The organism is Neisseria sp. P0018.S001 (assembly GCF_051957355.1).
GTDB classification, from domain to species: domain Bacteria; phylum Pseudomonadota; class Gammaproteobacteria; order Burkholderiales; family Neisseriaceae; genus Neisseria; species Neisseria subflava_A.
This window is the reverse complement of sequence record NZ_JBQCWN010000011.1, coordinates 58010-76653: the sequence shown is the minus strand read 5'-3', so window position 1 is coordinate 76653 and position 18644 is coordinate 58010. Positions and strand designations below refer to the sequence as shown.

The 18644-nt window shown below is 49.7% G+C and carries 18 protein-coding genes; 12 read left to right on the top strand and 6 right to left on the bottom strand.

The window, feature by feature from the left end; all coding sequences use genetic code 11:
* Positions 1-112 precede the first annotated feature (112 nt).
* Positions 113-805 (bottom strand): VIT1/CCC1 transporter family protein, encoded by a 693-nt coding sequence (locus ACTHTJ_RS08535; protein ID WP_070585609.1) that lies wholly within the window; start codon positions 803-805, stop codon positions 113-115.
* Between the two features lie 298 nt (positions 806-1103).
* On the opposite strand from ACTHTJ_RS08535, the gene ACTHTJ_RS08530 reads away from it, so the two are divergent.
* The 4 genes from ACTHTJ_RS08530 to ACTHTJ_RS08515 all read left to right on the top strand — a co-directional run bounded on the left by ACTHTJ_RS08530 (position 1104) and on the right by ACTHTJ_RS08515 (position 4050).
* Entirely contained in the window at positions 1104-1250 is a 147-nt protein-coding gene (locus tag ACTHTJ_RS08530; RefSeq protein ID WP_049336812.1) for a hypothetical protein, read from the top strand.
* Positions 1251-1441: 191 nt separating this feature from the next.
* Complete coding sequence (locus ACTHTJ_RS08525; protein WP_003746297.1) at positions 1442-1642, top strand: hypothetical protein; 201 nt, start codon at positions 1442-1444, stop codon at positions 1640-1642.
* Between the two features lie 90 nt (positions 1643-1732).
* A complete protein-coding gene (gene aspA, locus ACTHTJ_RS08520) occupies positions 1733-3130 on the top strand; it encodes an aspartate ammonia-lyase (protein WP_070585608.1) in 1398 nt (465 codons plus the stop codon).
* Positions 3131-3387: 257 nt separating this feature from the next.
* Complete coding sequence (locus tag ACTHTJ_RS08515) at positions 3388-4050, top strand: NAD(P)H-dependent oxidoreductase (protein WP_070585606.1); 663 nt, start codon at positions 3388-3390, stop codon at positions 4048-4050.
* Positions 4051-4232: 182 nt separating this feature from the next.
* Here the strand turns inward: ACTHTJ_RS08515 and ACTHTJ_RS08510 are convergent, their stop codons facing one another.
* Both ACTHTJ_RS08510 and ACTHTJ_RS08505 read right to left on the bottom strand, forming a co-directional pair.
* Positions 4233-6434: a FepA family TonB-dependent siderophore receptor gene (locus ACTHTJ_RS08510; RefSeq protein WP_070585604.1), complete on the bottom strand. Its 2202-nt coding sequence runs from the start codon at positions 6432-6434 to the stop codon at positions 4233-4235.
* A 224-nt stretch (positions 6435-6658) separates the two neighbouring features.
* Positions 6659-6877: a YdcH family protein gene (locus ACTHTJ_RS08505; RefSeq protein WP_003685475.1), complete on the bottom strand. Its 219-nt coding sequence runs from the start codon at positions 6875-6877 to the stop codon at positions 6659-6661.
* A 221-nt stretch (positions 6878-7098) separates the two neighbouring features.
* Here ACTHTJ_RS08505 and ACTHTJ_RS08500 point away from each other — a divergent pair, with 221 nt between their 5' ends.
* Both ACTHTJ_RS08500 and glyA read left to right on the top strand, forming a co-directional pair.
* Positions 7099-7473: a hypothetical protein gene (locus tag ACTHTJ_RS08500; RefSeq protein ID WP_070585602.1), complete on the top strand. Its 375-nt coding sequence runs from the start codon at positions 7099-7101 to the stop codon at positions 7471-7473.
* Between the two features lie 133 nt (positions 7474-7606).
* Entirely contained in the window at positions 7607-8857 is a 1251-nt protein-coding gene (glyA, locus tag ACTHTJ_RS08495; RefSeq protein ID WP_070585599.1) for a serine hydroxymethyltransferase, read from the top strand.
* A gap of 72 nt (positions 8858-8929) precedes the next feature.
* On the opposite strand, the gene ACTHTJ_RS08490 is transcribed toward glyA, so the two are convergent.
* Both ACTHTJ_RS08490 and yddG read right to left on the bottom strand, forming a co-directional pair.
* Positions 8930-10240, bottom strand: a complete 1311-nt coding sequence (locus ACTHTJ_RS08490; RefSeq protein WP_070585597.1) for a sulfate adenylyltransferase subunit 1 — start codon at positions 10238-10240, stop codon at positions 8930-8932.
* Positions 10241-10369: 129 nt separating this feature from the next.
* On the bottom strand, positions 10370-11284 hold the full coding sequence (yddG, locus tag ACTHTJ_RS08485; RefSeq protein ID WP_070585596.1) for an aromatic amino acid DMT transporter YddG: 915 nt from the start codon (positions 11282-11284) through the stop codon (positions 10370-10372).
* A gap of 182 nt (positions 11285-11466) precedes the next feature.
* On the opposite strand from yddG, the gene ACTHTJ_RS08480 reads away from it, so the two are divergent.
* The 6 genes from ACTHTJ_RS08480 to ACTHTJ_RS08455 all read left to right on the top strand — a co-directional run bounded on the left by ACTHTJ_RS08480 (position 11467) and on the right by ACTHTJ_RS08455 (position 16737).
* A complete protein-coding gene (locus tag ACTHTJ_RS08480) occupies positions 11467-11892 on the top strand; it encodes a MarR family winged helix-turn-helix transcriptional regulator (protein ID WP_070585594.1) in 426 nt (141 codons plus the stop codon).
* 11 nt (positions 11893-11903) lie between these two features.
* Positions 11904-12773 (top strand): ABC transporter six-transmembrane domain-containing protein, encoded by an 870-nt coding sequence (locus ACTHTJ_RS08475; protein WP_070585592.1) that lies wholly within the window; start codon positions 11904-11906, stop codon positions 12771-12773.
* A 27-nt stretch (positions 12774-12800) separates the two neighbouring features.
* Positions 12801-13064: a DMT family transporter gene (locus ACTHTJ_RS08470; protein WP_440360919.1), complete on the top strand. Its 264-nt coding sequence runs from the start codon at positions 12801-12803 to the stop codon at positions 13062-13064.
* Positions 13065-13314: 250 nt separating this feature from the next.
* Positions 13315-15105 carry an assimilatory sulfite reductase (NADPH) flavoprotein subunit gene (locus ACTHTJ_RS08465; RefSeq protein WP_440360918.1) on the top strand — a complete coding sequence of 597 codons (1791 nt, stop codon included), beginning with the start codon at positions 13315-13317 and terminating at the stop codon, positions 15103-15105.
* 448 nt (positions 15106-15553) lie between these two features.
* Positions 15554-16060 carry a hypothetical protein gene (locus ACTHTJ_RS08460; RefSeq protein ID WP_070585586.1) on the top strand — a complete coding sequence of 169 codons (507 nt, stop codon included), beginning with the start codon at positions 15554-15556 and terminating at the stop codon, positions 16058-16060.
* An 89-nt stretch (positions 16061-16149) separates the two neighbouring features.
* Positions 16150-16737: a hypothetical protein gene (locus ACTHTJ_RS08455; protein ID WP_070585585.1), complete on the top strand. Its 588-nt coding sequence runs from the start codon at positions 16150-16152 to the stop codon at positions 16735-16737.
* A gap of 128 nt (positions 16738-16865) precedes the next feature.
* Here the strand turns inward: ACTHTJ_RS08455 and cysI are convergent, their stop codons facing one another.
* A complete protein-coding gene (gene cysI, locus ACTHTJ_RS08450; protein ID WP_440360917.1) occupies positions 16866-18623 on the bottom strand; it encodes an assimilatory sulfite reductase (NADPH) hemoprotein subunit in 1758 nt (585 codons plus the stop codon).
* Positions 18624-18644 lie beyond the last annotated feature (21 nt).

Sequence of the window (18644 nt, the reverse complement as noted above, 5' to 3'; positions counted from 1 at the left end):
AAGTAAATACAAGCACCATAGGCCGTCTGAAAAATTTTCAGACGGCCTTTAGAGATCAAATCAATTTTCAATTTTACTGGATACAGGTTTAAAAGAATATAAGGCCTTACATTCAGACGGCCACGCCGGCCAGTTTTCCAATAAATCCGGTTATCACCAATGCCGCAACGCCCCATAGGCACACACGCAAAACGGCGGGAACGACAGGCGCTCCGCCGAGTTTGGCAGAGACATAGCCCAGTCCGGCCAGTCCGCACAAAGTGGAAACTGCCAAGGCCGGAACAATGGCGGTAGAAGCTGTCAACGCGACCAGTAAAGGCAAAATCGCGCCGGCACAAAATGAAGCGGCAGAAGCCAGCGCGGCCTGCATGGGTTGGGCGGCAGAGGTTTCGGTAATGCCGATTTCGTCGCGCGCGTGGGCGGCGAGTGCATCGTGCTCCATCAAGGCTTTGGCCACCTCTGCGGCGAGCGGGTCGGACAAACCGCGGCGGCGGTAAATTTCAGTCAGCTCTTCAAGTTCGGCATCAGGATTATTTGCCAACTCAAAACACTCTTTGTGCAAATCGGCTTTTTCCGTATCCGATTGGCTGGACACGGAAACATACTCCCCTGCCGCCATTGACACCGCGCCCCCGATAAGCGCTGAAACGCCCGTCAACAGCAGGGTTTGGAAATCAGGCGCGGCAGCGGCTACGCCCGTCAACAGCGAGGCAGTGGAAATCAGGCCGTCATTGGCACCCAATACGCTTGCCCGAAGCCAGTTGTTGCGGTCGCTGAAATGGCGTTCGCTATGGTATGAATACATATATGCTCCGATAAATTCGCTGTTTCCAGATGATGATAACATTGTATTGTTTTTTGAAATTAATGTCAGTTTATCCCTTCAAATCAAGCATTCTTAAATCTTTCTACTGCCATTTCAACCTATAAAAACCAACACTCCTCTTTGGATTTTTTCAGACGGCCTGAACGCTTTTACAAGCAAATTTATTGTTCCAAGTCATGGCATTATCACAAGGCAGTTTTGTACTGCTTGGTTTATCCGTTTAAAGATGCTATCTTTATGAATCTTTCCACTCCTCAATCCATTGAAAGGATGTATCATGGCCGAAGAAAACAAAATCAAAGTAAACGATTTGCCTGAAGATAAAAAAGAGCAAACCGAAGAAACCGAGCTGCCCGTTATCAACAACGAAGAAAAACGCGGCGGTCATGGCGAAGGCGGTTGCTGCGGCGCATGCGGCGGCTAAATCTTCCCGATAAAGCCCCGAGGCCGTCTGAAAAGTCTTACTTTTCAGACGGCCTTTTCCTTTCTAAACACTTACAGGTAAATCAATGAAAGAATGCGGGAGAAGAATTTAAACCCAACCGCGTTTGTGCTACATTCACATCTTTACAAACCACAACAATCTGCACCCGCAGACACACAAGGAAGAAAAAAATGTTTTGGTATATCGTTGGTTTTTTCGCCTTCATCGTTTCCCTGCTTTCCCTTTGGGTCAATGCCAGCGCATTCGGCATGGAAGAGGATGGCACGCCGCAATCCGAATATGAAAAAATGTTGGGCTTGGGTGCGAAATTGAAAGATAAAGAGACAGCCGCAAAAGAGCGTGAAGCGGCACGTTTTCACCCTGACGATTAAGCCTTACCCGACTGGACAATCTTGCCGAACTGGGCTAATGTTCCAAACGCATAATGCACACCAACACAACTATACGAGAAGGTAAGAGAAATGACTGTACGAATCGAACACGATTTATTGGGCGACCGCGAGATCCCTGCTGAAGTTTATTGGGGTATCCACACGCTGCGTGCCATTGAAAACTTTAAAATTTCCACACAAAAAATTTCCGACGTACCGCAATTTGTCCGCAGCATGGTCATGGTTAAAAAAGCCACTGCGCAAGCCAACGGCGCATTGGGTGCCATCAAGCCGGAAATCGCGGCCGCCATCGAAAAAGCCTGCGATGAAGTATTGGTCAAAGGCCGCTGCCTCGACCAATTCCCGTCTGACGTTTATCAAGGCGGCGCCGGTACTTCGGTCAACATGAATACCAACGAAGTCATTGCCAACCTCGCATTGGAAGTCTTGGGTCACGAAAAAGGCCACTACGACATCGTCAATCCGATGGACCATGTCAACGCCAGCCAATCCACCAACGACGCCTACCCTACCGGCTTCCGCCTTGCCGTGTATTACAGCATCGGTGAATTGCTCGACAAACTGGCCGTCCTGAAAAACGCCTTCGCCGCCAAAGCCGAAGAGTTTAAAGATGTTTTGAAAATGGGCCGCACCCAGCTTCAAGATGCCGTGCCGATGACTGCCGGACAAGAGTTTCAATCTTTCCAAGTGTTGTTGGAAGAAGAAATCCTCAACCTCGACCGTACCCGCTCCCTGCTGCTTGAAGTCAACCTCGGCGCCACCGCCATCGGTACCGGCGTGAATACGCCTAAAGGCTATGCGGCTTTGGTCGTTGAGAAACTCTCCGAAGTCAGCGGCCTGCCTTGCAAACTGACTGAAAACCTGATCGAAGCGACCTCCGACTGCGGCGCATATGTGATGGTACACGGCGCATTGAAACGCACAGCCGTCAAACTGTCCAAAATCTGTAACGACTTGCGCCTGCTCTCTTCCGGTCCGCGCGCCGGTTTGAAAGAAATCAACCTGCCTGAATTGCAGGCCGGTTCTTCCATCATGCCCGCCAAAGTCAATCCCGTGATTCCCGAAGTCGTCAACCAAGTCTGCTTCAAAGTCATCGGCAACGACACCACCATCACTTTCGCAGCCGAAGCAGGTCAGTTGCAGCTGAACGTTATGGAGCCGGTAATCGCCCAATGTATGTTTGAAACCATTTCCCTCTTGGGCAATGCCGCGGTCAACCTGTCAGACAAATGCGTCAAAGGCATTACGGTCAACCGCGAAATCTGCGAACACTACGTCTTCAACTCCATTGGTTTGGTCACTTATCTGAACCCATACATCGGCCACCGCAATGGCGACTTGGTCGGCAAAATCTGCGCCCAAACCGGCAAAGGCGTGCGCGAAGTCGTATTGGAGCGCGGTTTATTGAGCGAAGAAGAACTCAACCGCATCCTCTCCCCTGAAAACCTGATGAATCCTCATCTGTAATTAGGATTTGAAATCAAAGGCCGTCTGAAACTTTAAACGTTTAAAGTTTCAGACGGCCTTTTCATATTGATATTGATATTTATCGAATTTTTTGGCGAAATTCAGAATTAAAAGATAGCCTGACCGTCAGGTTTGATTTAACATGGTGTTGCCCCAGCCTGTTTCCTCCTTAAGGTTATGCCGGTAATGATGCCTCAAAAGGAACCGAATATTGGCAAAACTGTCAAAATAACATCTTCATTTATTAGGAAAACCAGATGAATCAAATTACACGCGAACAAATGCTGCAAGTATTCGAAAATCGCTGCTCCACCCGTTATTACGATCCCAACAAAAAAATCAGCCAAGAAGATTTTGCAGCAATTTTAGAATTTGCCCGCCTCTCGCCCAGCTCTGTCGGATCCGAGCCATGGAAATTCTTGGTGATTCAAAACAAAGCCCTGCGTGAGAAAATCAAGCCTTTCAGCTGGGGTATGCAATCGCAACTGGACGACTGCAGCCATCTGGTGATTATCCTTGCCAAGAAAAATGCGCGTTACGATACCCCGTTCTTCCACAGTGTTGCCGAACGCAGGGGCCTGCAAGGAGAGCAACTGGAAAAAGCGTTGGCAAGATACAAAAGCTTCCAAGAAACCGACATTAAAATTGCCAACGACCAACGCGCACTCTTCGACTGGAGCGGCAAGCAGACCTATATTGCTTTGGCGAATATGCTTACAGGCGCAGCCGCCATCGGCATCGATTCCTGTCCAATCGAAGGCTTCAACTACGATAAAATGAACGAAGTATTGGCAGCAGAAGGCCTGTTTGATGCCAACGAATGGGGCGTATCCGTAGCGGCAACATTCGGCTATCGCGCCAAAGAAATCACTAAAAAATCACGCAAACCGATTGAAGAAATGGTGACTTGGGTCGAATAAATCTTTTAGATTCATAGGGCGGCGAGTGTCGCCCTTTTTACTTTCCTAAAAAAAGTGAAGCAAATTCCGTAACAACAAATACTTCTAAATTTAAAATCAAAAAGGCCGTCTGAAACCATGTGTCAGAAATCTTAGATTTCATTTCACACCGTTTCAGACGGCCTGATTTAATACGCTTCTACTTAAAACGATACTTTCAAACTGCCGTAGAAGGCACGACCATGCTCGTTGTAAGTTTGTGCGCCGGCAGTTGTGCGATACAGTTTTTTGTCAAACAGATTGCTGATACCGCCACGGACGGCCACGCGTTTGTTCCAGTTGTAGCCTGCATTGATGCCCCAAATGCCGTAAGAACCGACTTGGGTTTGGCTGTGTTCGGAAGACAACGCTGCCACGCCTGCACGAGGATTGCCGTTTTGTTCCAAACGGTTGACTGCCACGCTGCGCGGCTTGGTGCGGCCGTAGTGGGTAAAGGTCAGATTGGCATCGAAGCGTTCGTTCGGCGTCCAAGACAGTGTGCTGTTGATGGTGTGTTTCGGCACCAAAGACAATGGATTGCCTTGATAATCTTCGGATTTGTGCATGTAAGTGAAATTGTTGCTCCACTTGAGTGTGTCATGCAACGGAATCACCAAGTTGCCTTCGATACCCGAAATCGTCGCTTTCGGCGTATTTTCCCATTGCAGGAGCCAGTTGCCGATATTGCTGGTGGCAATAAGCTGGTCGCCGATCACGATTTTATTGCGGTACGCATTATGGAAATAAGTCGCGGAAGCCTGCCAGCCGTTTTTGTTGAACTCAAGACCAATCTCTTTATTGATGCTGGTTTCAGGTTTCAAATTGCTGTTGCCCATGTAGTAGCAGCGGACACTGTTCGGCGCATTAAGCGGACAACCCTGACCGCGTGTGTACAGGATAAAGTCAGGATTGGTTTGATACAAATTTGGCGCTTTGTACGCACGGGCAACACCGCCTTTGACCAACCAATTTTCGCCGATTTGATGCGAGAAGTTCAAAGCCGGACTCCAGTTGCTACCGCTGTCGCTGTTGTGGTCAAAACGGATAGCCGGAATCAGATGGGTTTTGTCGGTCAATGAAATATTGTCTTCAACGTATGCCGCCCAGTTGCGTTGAGATGCCTTACCACCGCGCGTTGCGGAGATGCCGTTAAACGCATCGGTTTTGCCTTGGTCTTTAAATCCCTGAGTATTGGAGGCAGGATCGTCCAATTTGCTGTCAGTAAATTCTGCACCAACCGTCAACACGTTATCGACACCAAGTTTGAACGGAATATTCGCTTCGCTGCTGAAGCGCAGGTTTTTCAGACGGCTTTGAACAAAATCCAAGCCTGTATAGCTGCCTTCCGGACCACCGGCCAAACCTTCAGGCAAGTGGCTGTTGATTGTGCGCTCATAACTGATCACGTTTTTAGTATCGCCCCATTCCCATGCGCCGTCATGCGTTAAAGAATAAGCGGAACGGTATAAGCGGGCAGTTTCGGCTTTGCTGTCGGCCAAAGAATTAACCAAAGCAGAACGCGGATTGCTGTTTTGCGTATCGCCGTTGTAGATATTGCCCTGACGGCTGTAACTGCTGTCCAAAATCAGCGTTTGCGCTGGGCTGATTTTCCATTGCAGACGGCCTGCAATGTCTTTATTGCGTACGCCTTCGACACCGGCCGCACTGTCATTACCGTGTCCGGCATTAATATCGGCAGCATCGGGTTCGGTTTTATTGAGATTGCCATAAATGCGGAAGCCCAAAGTATCTTGGATAATCGGGCCGCTCAAATTAAAGCCGATACGGCGGGTTGCGCCCTCTTTGCTGTCTTGCGGCTGATTGGCATACAGATTGACTTGGCCTTTAAATTCTTTAGACACTTTTTTGGTAACAATATTGACCACGCCACCCATCGCGCCAGAGCCGTAACGGGTCGCCGCCGGACCGCGCAAAACAGTAATCGATTCGATTTCTTCAACCGGCACCCAGTTACTGTCGCCACGCGTATTGCGTTCACCACGCATACTTATACGCTCGGATTGGCGCGAATTAACCGGCTTGCCGTCAATCAAAATCAAAGTGTTTTCAGGGCCCATACCACGCAAGTCGATTTGGCGTTTGTTGCCACGCTGACCTGTGGCCGTATTACCGGTCAGGTTGACACCCGGCATGGTGCGGACAAATTCGGAAATATCATTGGCTGCAGGGCGTTTGTCGATGTCGTCTTTAGAAATACGAGATACGCCGAGCGACTGTTGCAGTTGTTTCTCGGCAGTAACGTAAACGGTATCGACTTCAGCCTGCTCAACTGCTTTCTCTTCAGCTGCGTGTGAGAATGCACTAATCAACGCCAAAGGCAAAATGGCGAGTGTGAATGTTTTCATTACATTGTTTCTCTTGGTTTTGTTTGTTTAAAATTAAAATCATTTTGGATTTTAAATAAACTTAACAGAGTTTTCAATGCAATTAAGAGTGATTTACAATTAAAAGTTAAATTGTGCTAATAAAAATAACAAATACCAAACAACTAAAAAGGCCGTCTGAACCGGCATGAAACGAAATCCAAGATTTCTATCATACCGTTCAGACGGCCTTATTCAATTTTTAATTATTTGCCTGCTGCTTTTTGCAGAAGAGCATACAATTCGTCTTTGAGTTTGAGTTTGGCTTTTTTCAGCTCTTCAATCTCTTCGGCACCGCTGGTAACAGGGTTGTTAACCAAACCGGTGATTTTATCGTCCAGCTCATTGTGCTCGTCAAACAAACGGGCAAAGTGTGCATCTTCTTGTTTCAGTTTAGAAATCAAATCGCGATATTCTGGAAACATTTTGTTTTCCTCTCTTGTTAATTAAATAAAAAAGTACTGCGGTCAAAAACTAGGACGAATCAATCTTTAGCTTCATTATAACAAACACGGGCGTTTTATCCAGTCTTTTTTAAGTCGAAACTGTTTTACATCAAAATTAATAATATCAACATAAGTTAGCGCCAAAATAGAAAGAAACGGCTTTATAGACGGCTTACCGACTTGGGCATACAATCGGGCTTATGCGTTTACACAATGGCCGAACCACCCTATTCCGTCATATCAACGGCATGGACGGACAATTTATCCTGCTTGAAAACCATCCTTCATGGATGCCGGTCAATGATGCCGATTTCAACCATGCTGCCCCCTTGCCCGACGGTTTGGCCGTGCACGAAGAATCATTTTATCCATTTGAAAAAATAGATACCGCCGAATCGGCAGACAATATCAAAATCTTCAGCGAAGAAGCTCTACGGCTGGAGAAAGAACGATTAAATGCAGTAGCCTTAGTAGAACTGGCAAAAAATCTTAAGGCTGCCCAAGCAGAAGCCGACTTAGCCGCGCTTCTGGAAAAAATGGATTTTCATTTAAAACAAGATGATATTTTCAAATAAACCCTTTAATCTCAGGCCGTCTGAAACCAAACACCCGACACAATTGTTGACAATGCAAGAAAAATAGTTCATCTTGAACCAATTCGCAGCACTCCATCCTATATTTTCAGCCCATCACAAAGGAATCGAGAACATGTTTTCAAAAAGCGTTACCCTCGCACAATATGACCCCGATTTGGCAGCAGCCATCGCCCAAGAAGACAAGCGCCAGCAAGACCACGTCGAGCTGATCGCCTCTGAAAACTACGTCAGCTGTGCCGTTATGGAAGCCCAAGGTTCGCAATTGACCAACAAATACGCTGAAGGCTATCCTGGCAAACGCTACTACGGCGGCTGTGAATATGTTGATATTGTCGAACAATTGGCGATTGACCGCGTAAAAGAACTGTTTGGCGCCGCTTATGCCAACGTTCAACCGCACTCCGGCTCTCAAGCCAACCAAGCCGTGTACGCTTCTGTTTTGAAACCGGGCGACACCATTTTGGGCATGTCTCTGGCACACGGCGGCCACTTGACCCACGGTGCCAGCGTCAATATTTCGGGCAAACTCTACAACGCCATTACTTATGGTTTGGATGAAAACGAAGTTCTCGATTATGCCGAAGTAGAACGCTTGGCTCTCGAACACAAACCTAAAATGATTGTGGCCGGTGCATCTGCCTACGCGCTGCAAATCGACTGGGCAAAATTCCGCGAAATCGCCGATAAAGTCGGCGCATACCTTTTTGTCGACATGGCGCACTATGCCGGTCTGATTGCCGGCGGCGAATATCCTAACCCGGTGCCATTCTGCGACTTCGTAACCACCACCACCCACAAAACCCTGCGCGGTCCTCGCGGCGGTGTGATTTTGTGCCGTGACAATACCCATGAAAAAGCGCTGAACTCTTCCATCTTCCCAAGCCTGCAAGGCGGCCCGTTGATGCACGTTATCGCTGCCAAAGCCGTAGCGTTTAAAGAAGCATTGCAACCTGAGTTCAAACAATACGCGAAACAAGTGAAAATCAATGCTGCCGCCATGGCGGAAGAGTTGGTCAAACGCGGTTTGCGCATCGTTTCCGGCCGTACTGAAAGCCACGTTTTCCTCGTTGACCTGCAACCGATGAAAATCACCGGCAAAGCCGCCGAAGCCGCTTTGGGCAAAGCTCATATCACCGTCAACAAAAATGCCATCCCGAATGATCCGGAAAAACCATTCGTTACCTCCGGCATCCGCATCGGCTCCGCCGCCATGACTACGCGCGGCTTTAACGAAGCCGACGCACGCGTATTGGCGAACTTGGTTGCCGACGTATTGGCCAATCCTGAAGATGAAGCCAATCTCGCCAAAGTCCGCGAACAAGTGACTGCTTTGTGCAATAAATATCCGGTTTACGGTGCATAAGCATTTCCGACTTGGATAAAATATTAGGCCGTCTGAATGTTCAGACGGCCTTCTTTTATTTCAACTTTTCTTTTAAATTTCAAAACTGTTTGTTTCGCTGACTTTGCGTATCATGCCTGCCGCGACAGTATGGTTGGTGGCTTCGTCAATCAAAATAAACGCGCCTTGTGCATGGTTGTCTTCGTATGCGGCAGCGGCGAGCGGCTGCTGGGTTTTAAAGCTGACGCTGCCGATGTCGTTGAGCTTGAGCGTTTCGGCGGATTCGACGCGGCTGAGGGTGTTCACGTCCCAAACATAGGCAATTTCGCTGATTTTTACGGGCGTGGTTTGGGTCGTGTGTTTCAACAAATATTTACGGCGCAGATTGAGCGGAATATCGTCAAACCAGCAAAGCGCGGCTTGAAATTGTTGTTTGGGAACAATGGTGCTGTCGGCTGAAACAATACTGTTGCCGCGTGAAATATCGATATCGGTATCCAAAACGACAGTCAACACTTCCCCTGCCTCGGCAGATTCGGTTTTACCGTTTGCATTATAGATTTCGGCAACCTTGGCAACATGGCCACTGGGCAGGACTTTAACTTCATCGCCCACTTTCAGACGGCCCGCTTCCAATCTGCCTTGATAACCGCGGAAGTCGTCACTGCTACTGCCGTCTTGGCGCGCCACACGTTGTACGGGAAAATGCGCGGCTTGGTCGGCGGCATTTTGACGGTTGACGGGCAGGCTTTCAAGCAAAGGCAAAAGCGGTAAACCTTGATACCACGGGGTTTGACTGCTTGCATTGACGATATTGTCGCCTTTCAAGGCGCTGATGGGCAGGAAGTGGATTTGTGCTTGGAGGCCGATTTGTTCCGCCAGTTTGCGGTAGGCTTCGGTAATGGCTTGATATTTGGCTTCGTCAAAGTCGAGCAGGTCGAGTTTGTTGACGGCGACGATGATATTGGGGCAGCCCAAGAGCTTCAAAATCGCGCTGTGGCGTTTGGTCTGCGGCAGGAGGACGGGCTCGCTGCCGGAAAAATCGACGCGCGTGGCATCGACCAAAATAATGGCGGCATCGGCAGTTGATGCGCCGGTAACCATATTGCGCGTGTATTGCTCGTGTCCCGGCGTGTCGGCAATAATGAATTTGCGTTTGGGTGTGGCGAAATAACGGTAGGCCACGTCAATGGTAATGCCTTGTTCGCGCTCGGCGGCAAGGCCGTCAGTCAGACTGGCGAAGTCGGGCATTTCGCCGTTTTCGGTGGCGCGGTTGAGCTTGTCGACCTGGTCGGTCAGCAAGGTTTTGCTGTCGTATAGCAGGCGGCCGATGAGCGTGGATTTGCCGTCATCAACACTGCCGGCGGTGATGAAGCGTAAAAGCGGAGCGGAAGCTGCGGTCATGATTCTTTCCCATTTTTCGTGATTTCTCAAACTGACCGCTACTTTAAACAGGCCGTCTGAAAATGGGAAAGAATGTTTGGTTGTTAAAAAAGCTGTTTTCGTTATATCGCAAAGCTATAGGATGTTGCCTCACGCCATCCGTTTTCTCCGGGTCGCCAACCAACACACAATCGATCCTAAGCACACCACTCCCGCCCCCTGCCAAAACGTCATGGACAAAGGCGCGCTAATCACAAACGATGACACCACCGCAGACAATACCGGAATGAAATAAGATGCGCCAGCCAATACGGTCAGGTTGCCGCGCGAAATACCGATATTCCACACCGCATAGCCCAAACCCATGCAGGCTGCGGCGGCAACGGCATAGCCGAGCGATACGGCATCAAAATTCAACGTATTCGCGCCGCTGAGAAAGTATTCGATCCACAACAGTATCGACACCAGCGCAAAGAAGAAGCCGACGCTGCTGCCTTCCGCTTTCACACGCGCCGTCAGCGTGCAATATGCCGCCCAAAACACTGCGTCCGCAAATGCCATGATATAGCCGCCGGGATTGGTGCGGACATTGTGGTAAATACCGGAAACCGACAAGCCGACATCGCCGCCCAATACAGTGGCAATCCCTAAAAACGACAGCACAAAGCCGATAACTATCCACCATTTTGACGGCTGTTTGTTGAAATATACCGCTCCAACGATGGTAAACGTCGGCCACAAATAATTGACCATGCCGATTTCCACCGCCTGTCTCGCGTTTTGCGCAAAACCGACCGATAGCGACAAACACAGTTCGCAGCCGACAAAAAACACGCTCGCCCAAAACAAATAGCTGCGGTTGTAATTGCGCAAATGCGGCCGGCCGAAAATCAGCCAAATCAATACGGTGGACAAGGTGTACATCATTGCCGCGCCACCCACTGCCCCCATATGCAGGCTCAAAGAGCGTATCAGAGAAATGACGAAGCTCCACAAGGCAACGGCAAGCAGCCCGATAGCAGTGGCTTGTTTGGATGAAATATTTTGAGATAAGAAATGAATCATGGCGTATGTGTTGAAGATGGTTTTATTAGATTTATCGTAATTTGAATATATCGTTTCTACATTAACTATTTTAACGTTTTCAAGGACGTCTGAAAATGATTGTTTCAGACGGCCTTCTATTTGCAATTAGTCCTAAACATGACTATAATCCGCATCCAATTAGTCAATATCGAGACCAATTTATGAATCAACTTGACCAACTCGGTATGCGCATTAGCCGCATAGACAGCGCATTCGACCAATGGATTAAACAGCAAAACACCAACTACAATACCTTAGCCGTTCTCTACACCTTAGCCACCGAAGGCAGCCGCACTCAAAAATACATAGGCGAAGAGTGGAGCCTGCCCAAACAAACCGTTTCCGGCACATGCAAAACGCTGGCAGAACAAGGCTTGCTGACATTTCACGAAAGCGAACAAGACAAACGCGAACGCTTATTGTCGCTGACCGAGCAAGGCAAGGAATACGCCGCACCATTGGTGCAAAACATGCAGGAATTCAGCAAACGAATTTTTACCGCCTTCGGTGAAAAACGTGCAGCCCGACTGTTTGCCGATTTGGACACATTAGCCGAATTAATGGCGCAAACCCTCAATACTAAATAAGGAGGGCAACCATGTGGAAAATGTTGAAACACATCGGCAAAACACACCGCCGCAAACTCATCACAACCTTCTCTCTCGTCGGCTTGGATAATCTGCTCTTGCTGGTATATCCCGTATTTGGCGGCTGGGCGATTAATGCCGTTATGGAAGGCAAAGTCTGGCAGGCAATGTTGTATGGTGTGGTGGTTTTATTGATGTGGATAATCGGTGCCGCCCGCAGGATAGCCGATACGCGCACATTTACCCAGATCTATACTGAGATAGCCGTCCCTGTCGTTTTGGAACAGCGCAAGCGAGAAGTACCGCATTCCGCCATTACCGCACGCGTCGCCCTATCGCGTGAGTTTGTCAGTTTTTTTGAAGAACACCTGCCCATCGCTGCTACTTCGCTGGTCTCCATCTTCGGTGCATGTATGATGTTGCTGATATTGGAATTTTGGGTAGGCGTATTGGCTGTCGCGATACTTGCCCTGTTTTTATGGTTGCTGCCGCGTTTTGCCGCCATCAGCGAAAACCTATATTTCCGTTTAAACAACCGGCTTGAACGCGACAACCACCTTATCCGCGACGGCAACGAACATCAGCTCTACCGCCACTACGGATGGGTTGCCAAACTACGCGTGCTGATTTCCAACCGCGAAGCCTTAGGCTATCTCAGTATCGGTATGGCAATGAGCGTATTGTTCGGCTTCGCCTTTATACACATGACGCTTAAAGGCTATGGCAGCGCCGGCCATATCTATTCCGTCAGCACTTATTTATGGATGTTTGCAATGAGCTTGGACGATGTACCGCGCTTGGTCGAACAATACTCCAATCTAAAAGATATCGGACAACGCGTTGAACTCTCAGAAGAAAACAATCTTTCCAAGGCCGTCTGAAACCTTAACACACTATCAGGATATATTATGAGTTGGTTTTATTTAATCTTAGCCGGTATGCTGGAAATCGGCTGGCCATTGGGCTTAAAGCTGGCACAACAAGAAGGCTACCGCTGGCATGGCTTTGCCGCCGCGCTTACCTGCATCGCCGGTAGCGGATACTTCCTTTACCTTGCCCAAAAAAGTATTCCGATGGGTACAGCCTACGCCGTCTGGACAGGCATAGGCGCGGCAGGAGCTTTTTTGGTAGGCGTTGTATTTTTCAACGATGCAGCCAACTTCGGCCGCTGACTCGGCGCATTTCTCATCATCTCCGGCGTCGTAGTGATGAAACTCTCCAGCGGAAACTGAAAATCTCGTTTCTATCCAATCCAAGGCCGTCTGAATGAGCATGTTCAGACGGCCTAATACCTTCCCGAATATAACGAAATCATCTTAAATTAAAACCAAGCATTCTTTCCTTTTTTCAGACGGCCTGTTTAAAGTGGCGATTGTCCATTATTCAAACAATCGGTTATAGCCGTCCAACAAAGGAATCCAAATGAGCCAAGCCAATCCGCTTCCACCCGAACTCTCCGTCCAACTCTCAACTCTATCCCCCACCCAACTTGCCTGGCTCTCCGGCTATTGCTGGGCGCAAAGCCAAGGCGTATCCGGTGTAGCAGCCGAACCATCTGCCCTGCAAACGGCCGCCTCGACCATCAGCCGCCGCATATTAGTTCTCTCCGCCTCCCAAACCGGCAATGCCCGCAGCATTGCCGAATCCCTACACGCCAAACTTCAAGCCGCCGGCGTAGAAGCCCGCCTCAGCAGCGCAGGCGATTTCAAAAGCAAAACCCTGCCCGACGAAGACATCGTGCTTTTAGTTACCTCCACCCAAGGCGAAGGCGAACCGCCCGAAGAAGCCCTGCCCCTATACAAATTCATCTACGGCAAAAAGAAACCTGATCTCAGCAAACTGACCTTTGCCGTCTTGGGTCTTGGCGATTCCTCCTATCCCAACTTCTGCCAAGCAGGCAAAGACTTTGATGCCAAATTTGCCGAACTGGGTGCAAGCCGTCTGAACGACTTGGGCATTTGCAACTTAGAATTCCAAGCAAATGCCGACGCATGGATTACCGCCGTCGTACCCAAAGTAGCCGAATTAGCCGCCCAAGCAACAAGCCCAAGTACAACCGCTGCACCAAACGGCTCGGCCACACCAAGCAACGATGCCATCTACACCAAAGAAAACCCCTACACAGCCACCCTCTCCGTGCGCCAAAAAATCACCTCACGCACCGCAGAAAAAGACGTCGAACACATCGAAATCGACCTCAGCGGCTCAGGTCTGCATTATCAGGCAGGCGACGCGCTCGGCGTATGGCCGCTGAATGCCGCCGACCTCGTTCAAGAAATCCTCGACCTCGACCAACTGAACGGCAACGAAACCGTCCAACTTTCAGACGGCCGCGAAACCGACATCCGCACCGCCCTGACCGAATCCGCAGACATCACCCAAAACACACCGGCATTCGTCCAACAATACGCCGAATTAACAAACAACGAGGAACTCAAAACCATAGTTGCAGATAAAGCCCAACTGGATGCCTACCTCGCCGCCACACCGCCCGTAGGCGTATTTGCCGCCTATCCGCACCCACTGGACGCACAAACCCTATACAGCCTCTTCCGCCCACAAACCCCGCGCCTTTACTCCATCGCCTCCGCACAAGATGAAGTCGGCGAAGAAGTCCACCTCACCATCGGCGTCGTCCGTTTCGACCACCATGACCACACCTACACCGGCGCAGCATCCGGCTACTTGGGCGAACGCCTCGAAGAAGGCAGCGAAGTCCGCGTCTTTGTCGAACCCAACCCCAACTTCCGCCTGCCGCAAAACGGCGATACACCCATCATCATGATAGGCGCAGGCACAGGCGTCGCCCCCTTCCGCTCCTTTATGCAACAACGCGCAGCCAATGGTGACAGCGGCAAAAACTGGCTCTTCTTCGGCAACCGACGCCTGGCCGACGACTTCCTCTACCAACTCGAATGGAGCGATTGGCGCAAAGACGGCCTCCTCACCCGCGCCGACCTCGCATGGAGCCGTCAAGGCGAACACAAAGTCTACGTCCAACACAAAATAACCGAACGCGCCGCCGAAGTTTGGAACTGGCTGCAACAAGGCGCACACATCTACGTCTGCGGCGACGCCGCACGCATGGCACGCGATGTCGAAAACGCCCTGATCGAAGTCATCGAAACCCAAGGCAAACTCAGCCGTGACGAAGCCGAAGACTACCTCAACGATCTGCGCGAAGACAAACGCTACCAACGCGACGTTTATTGATTGGATAAACAAAAATAAAGGCCGTCTGAAAGCTAAATTTCAGACGGCCTTTTTAAAGAGCCTGCTCGGATTGTTATCAATTCACCCGGTTTTGCATTATAATTGTGCAAATTGACTCACTCGAAAGAAAATAAATTGGAAGGATTACAACAACTTGTAGATTTATTGGTGGGTTTTGTCGATTGGATATTGAAATTACTGGCATTCTTGTTTTAAACTACGTTTCATTCTTTTATACATTAAAGACGTATTTTCATCATGCAAACCGCGCAATGCTCCGCTACTTTCTTCTATTGGTACCACACAAACGTGCGGTACTTTTTTGCGCTTGTCTGAAACAGACCAAATTGAAAATACGCAAATCAGAGCCGCCTCATTTGAGCGGCTTTTTTTATACCCACCATGGCCGCTTAAATCCACCCATTTTTAAGAAATAAGGAATACAGCCATGACTGCCTCAACTAAAATCCACAGCCAAACCCAAATGTTACACACCTGCCGCATGGTCGTTGACAGCAACAGCCACCACAGCATGCTCAACATGCACACTTTGCCTGATTCGCCTGACAGCCTCATCAGCGAAGCCCTGATTCCGCAAGTGCGCACCATCGCGACTTTGATTGCCGCAGAGCGCCACGACTTCAATCAAAGCAGCCCCAGCCTTTTTACTGATGAAGCGGATTTCTTCGCAGCGCGTATTTTGGTTTTGGGCGTACGCCGTTTCCATTTGGATATTACCCTGCTGCCCATGCTCAAGACCGCCAACAAACGCGCCGAAGCTTTCGCCAAACGCCATCACGTGCCCTTCTCTCCCGCTGAAATGCAAATGTCCCTGCATACCCGCCGCCCTGCCAACCTGCTGATTATCGAAACCGAACACGAAATGCCTGCACTGGGCAATCTGGCAGCCAACAGCCGCGCATTTGCAGCGCAACTTTCCAATATTATTTTGTAAAACCACTTGAAAAACAGGGAAATGGTTTAATATTAGGCAAACACACTCCGCCGAAATCTCGGCAAAGACAAACTCTCTCAGGAAAAACAATGAAAAAACTGATTGCCTTAGCCGCCCTTTCCACTTTCGCCCTCGCTGCCTGCAAAGACAATACCCAGGCGCAGCTTGAACAGCAACAAAAACAAATCGAAGCATTGCAACAACAGTTGGCACAACAAAACGGCCAACAAGAAGACAATACGGTTTACCAGCTCACGCCTGAAGCCGTGAAAGACACCATTCCTGCCGAAGCACAAGCCAACGGCAACAACGGCCAACCGGTAACCGGTACAGACGGCCAACAATACATCTACGACCAATCCACCGGCAGCTGGCTGCTGCAAAGCTTGGTGGGCGCGGCAGCCGGTGCATTTATCGGCAACGCATTGGCCAACAAATTCACACAGGCAAGCAATCAAAATAGCCCGATTGCCCGTCAAGCCCGTGCCAACTATTATCAAAGCGCACGTCCAAACAGACGCACCAGCCAACAGCTGAATACGCGTACCCTGCGTGCCCAACAGCAAAATGCGCAACAACAAAACGCTCAACAGCAACAGCGTTACCGCGAAACCGCGCGTCAGCCTTCCAACTACCGCCGCCCTAGCATGGGTCGGGGCTTTGGTCGCCGTCGCTGATTCGGTTTATACCCCATCTTTGATATAAACTCGCACAATATAAAAGGCCGTCTGAAAATCAGATTTTCAGACGGCCTTTGGTTTTCTCTATTTTCTTATTGCAGACTTGTCGTGTCTGTCTGTATGCGTTATGCCCAGAAGTCTCGCGGAGCGTCCAATACGGGTTTGACGATGCCAGTACGGACGGCAAAATCGCCGAAGCCTTCATCATCGAGTCGGTTTCGAGACCAATCTGCTACCCAGCCTTCGACAATTTCAAGGATTTCAGGTTCGGTAATGTTTTCTTTAAACAGACGAGGAATGCGTGTGCCTTCACGGTTGCCGCCTGCGTAGAGGTTGTAGCGGCCGACTGCTTTACCGACCAAACCGATTTCCGCCAGCATAGCGCGGCCGCAACCGTTGGGACAACCGGTTACGCGCAAAACGATGTATTCGTCTTCCAAGCCATATTTGGCGAACATTTCGTCGATTCTATCGGAGAATGTCGGCAGGAAACGCTCGGCCTCTGCCATTGCCAGCGGGCAAGTCGGCAAGGCAACGCAGGCCATCGAGTTCTCACGCTGGATGGTAATCGATTTGCTGATAAGGCCATGATCTTTGGCGATTTTATCAACTGTGTCTTTCAATTCGGGCGGTACATTGGCAACCACCAGATTTTGGTTTGCTGTCAGACGGAAGTCGCCGGGATGGATTTTAGCAATTTCGCGTATACCTGTTTTCAACGGTCTGCCGGGATAATCGAGCAGACGGCCGTTTTCAATAAACAAAGTCAAATGCCAGTTGCCTTCATGCCCTTGTACCCAGCCGATATGGTCGCCGCGATGCGTGAATTCGTAAGGGCGGATGGGCTCAAACTTAATGCCCATGCGCCTTTCGACTTCTTCTTTGAACACATCCACGCCCACGCGTTGCAGCGTATAGCGTGTACGGGCGGCTTTGCGGTCGCTGCGGTTGCCCCAGTCGCGCTGGGTGCTGACGACGGCTTCGGCGGCGTTGAGGGTGTATTCGAGCGGTACGAAACCAAATTCGTAAGAAGTGTTCGGATAGGTTTTGGTATTACCGTGTTCGCTGGATAAACCGCCGCCGACCAATACATTGAAGCCCACCAACTTGCCATTTTCTGCAATCGCCACGAAACCCAAGTCGTTGGAATGAATGTCCACATCGTTGTCGGGCGGAATTACGACGGCAGTTTTGAATTTGCGCGGCAAATAGGTTTTACCCAAAATCGGCTCTACGTCGTCGGCAATTTCTTTATTTCGCGGCTCGGTCGGCTCGGTTGTAAACACTTTTTCACCGTCCAGCCAGACATCGGCATATGCCATGGTACGCGGCAGAAGGTGCATACTGATGCGCGCCGCCCATTCATAGGCTTCTTGATGCAACGTGCTTTGCACCGGATTGCTGGTACACAACACATTGCGGTTGACATCGCTGGCTGTGGCAATGGAATCCAAACCAAGTTTGTGCAATGCCTGATGTGCCTGTTTTAGATCGGTTTTCAAAATGCCGTGATATTGGAAAGTTTGACGGTTAGTCAGGCGGATAGAGCCGTAAATCGTATTTTCACCGGCAAATTTGTCGATACCCAGCCACTGCTTCGGCGTAATGATGCCGCCGGGCAGACGGCAACGCAACATCATGTTTTTTAAGGGTTCAAGTTTTTGTTCGGTACGCTCGGCACGGATATCGCGGTTGTCCTGTTCGTACATGCCGTGGAAGCGGATAAGCTGAAAGTTGTCGGCAGTAAAGCCGCCGGTAAAGTCGTCTTTCAACTCTTCCTTAATCGTACCGTGCAGATAATCGCTGCGCTCTTTCAAGGCTTCGTTGCCGGACAAAGGCGTCTCAGGCAGCTTGGCTCGTGGGTCGGTTGTGGTAGCAGTCATTGAAGCACTCCTTATTTTTGG

Excerpts from the sequence above, each read along its gene's own strand:
- ACTHTJ_RS08535 (WP_070585609.1), bottom strand. The coding sequence starts at position 805 with ATGTATTCATACCATAGCGAACGCCATTTCAGCGACCGCAACAACTGG.
- ACTHTJ_RS08530 (WP_049336812.1), top strand. The coding sequence starts at position 1,104 with ATGGCCGAAGAAAACAAAATCAAAGTAAACGATTTGCCTGAAGATAAA.
- ACTHTJ_RS08525 (WP_003746297.1), top strand. The coding sequence starts at position 1,442 with ATGTTTTGGTATATCGTTGGTTTTTTCGCCTTCATCGTTTCCCTGCTT.
- aspA (WP_070585608.1), top strand. The coding sequence starts at position 1,733 with ATGACTGTACGAATCGAACACGATTTATTGGGCGACCGCGAGATCCCT.
- ACTHTJ_RS08515 (WP_070585606.1), top strand. The coding sequence starts at position 3,388 with ATGAATCAAATTACACGCGAACAAATGCTGCAAGTATTCGAAAATCGC.
- ACTHTJ_RS08510 (WP_070585604.1), bottom strand. The coding sequence starts at position 6,434 with ATGAAAACATTCACACTCGCCATTTTGCCTTTGGCGTTGATTAGTGCA.
- ACTHTJ_RS08505 (WP_003685475.1), bottom strand. The coding sequence starts at position 6,877 with ATGTTTCCAGAATATCGCGATTTGATTTCTAAACTGAAACAAGAAGAT.
- ACTHTJ_RS08500 (WP_070585602.1), top strand. The coding sequence starts at position 7,099 with ATGCGTTTACACAATGGCCGAACCACCCTATTCCGTCATATCAACGGC.
- glyA (WP_070585599.1), top strand. The coding sequence starts at position 7,607 with ATGTTTTCAAAAAGCGTTACCCTCGCACAATATGACCCCGATTTGGCA.
- ACTHTJ_RS08490 (WP_070585597.1), bottom strand. The coding sequence starts at position 10,240 with ATGACCGCAGCTTCCGCTCCGCTTTTACGCTTCATCACCGCCGGCAGT.
- yddG (WP_070585596.1), bottom strand. The coding sequence starts at position 11,284 with ATGATTCATTTCTTATCTCAAAATATTTCATCCAAACAAGCCACTGCT.
- ACTHTJ_RS08480 (WP_070585594.1), top strand. The coding sequence starts at position 11,467 with ATGAATCAACTTGACCAACTCGGTATGCGCATTAGCCGCATAGACAGC.
- ACTHTJ_RS08475 (WP_070585592.1), top strand. The coding sequence starts at position 11,904 with ATGTGGAAAATGTTGAAACACATCGGCAAAACACACCGCCGCAAACTC.
- ACTHTJ_RS08470 (WP_440360919.1), top strand. The coding sequence starts at position 12,801 with ATGAGTTGGTTTTATTTAATCTTAGCCGGTATGCTGGAAATCGGCTGG.
- ACTHTJ_RS08465 (WP_440360918.1), top strand. The coding sequence starts at position 13,315 with ATGAGCCAAGCCAATCCGCTTCCACCCGAACTCTCCGTCCAACTCTCA.
- ACTHTJ_RS08460 (WP_070585586.1), top strand. The coding sequence starts at position 15,554 with ATGACTGCCTCAACTAAAATCCACAGCCAAACCCAAATGTTACACACC.
- ACTHTJ_RS08455 (WP_070585585.1), top strand. The coding sequence starts at position 16,150 with ATGAAAAAACTGATTGCCTTAGCCGCCCTTTCCACTTTCGCCCTCGCT.
- cysI (WP_440360917.1), bottom strand. The coding sequence starts at position 18,623 with ATGACTGCTACCACAACCGACCCACGAGCCAAGCTGCCTGAGACGCCT.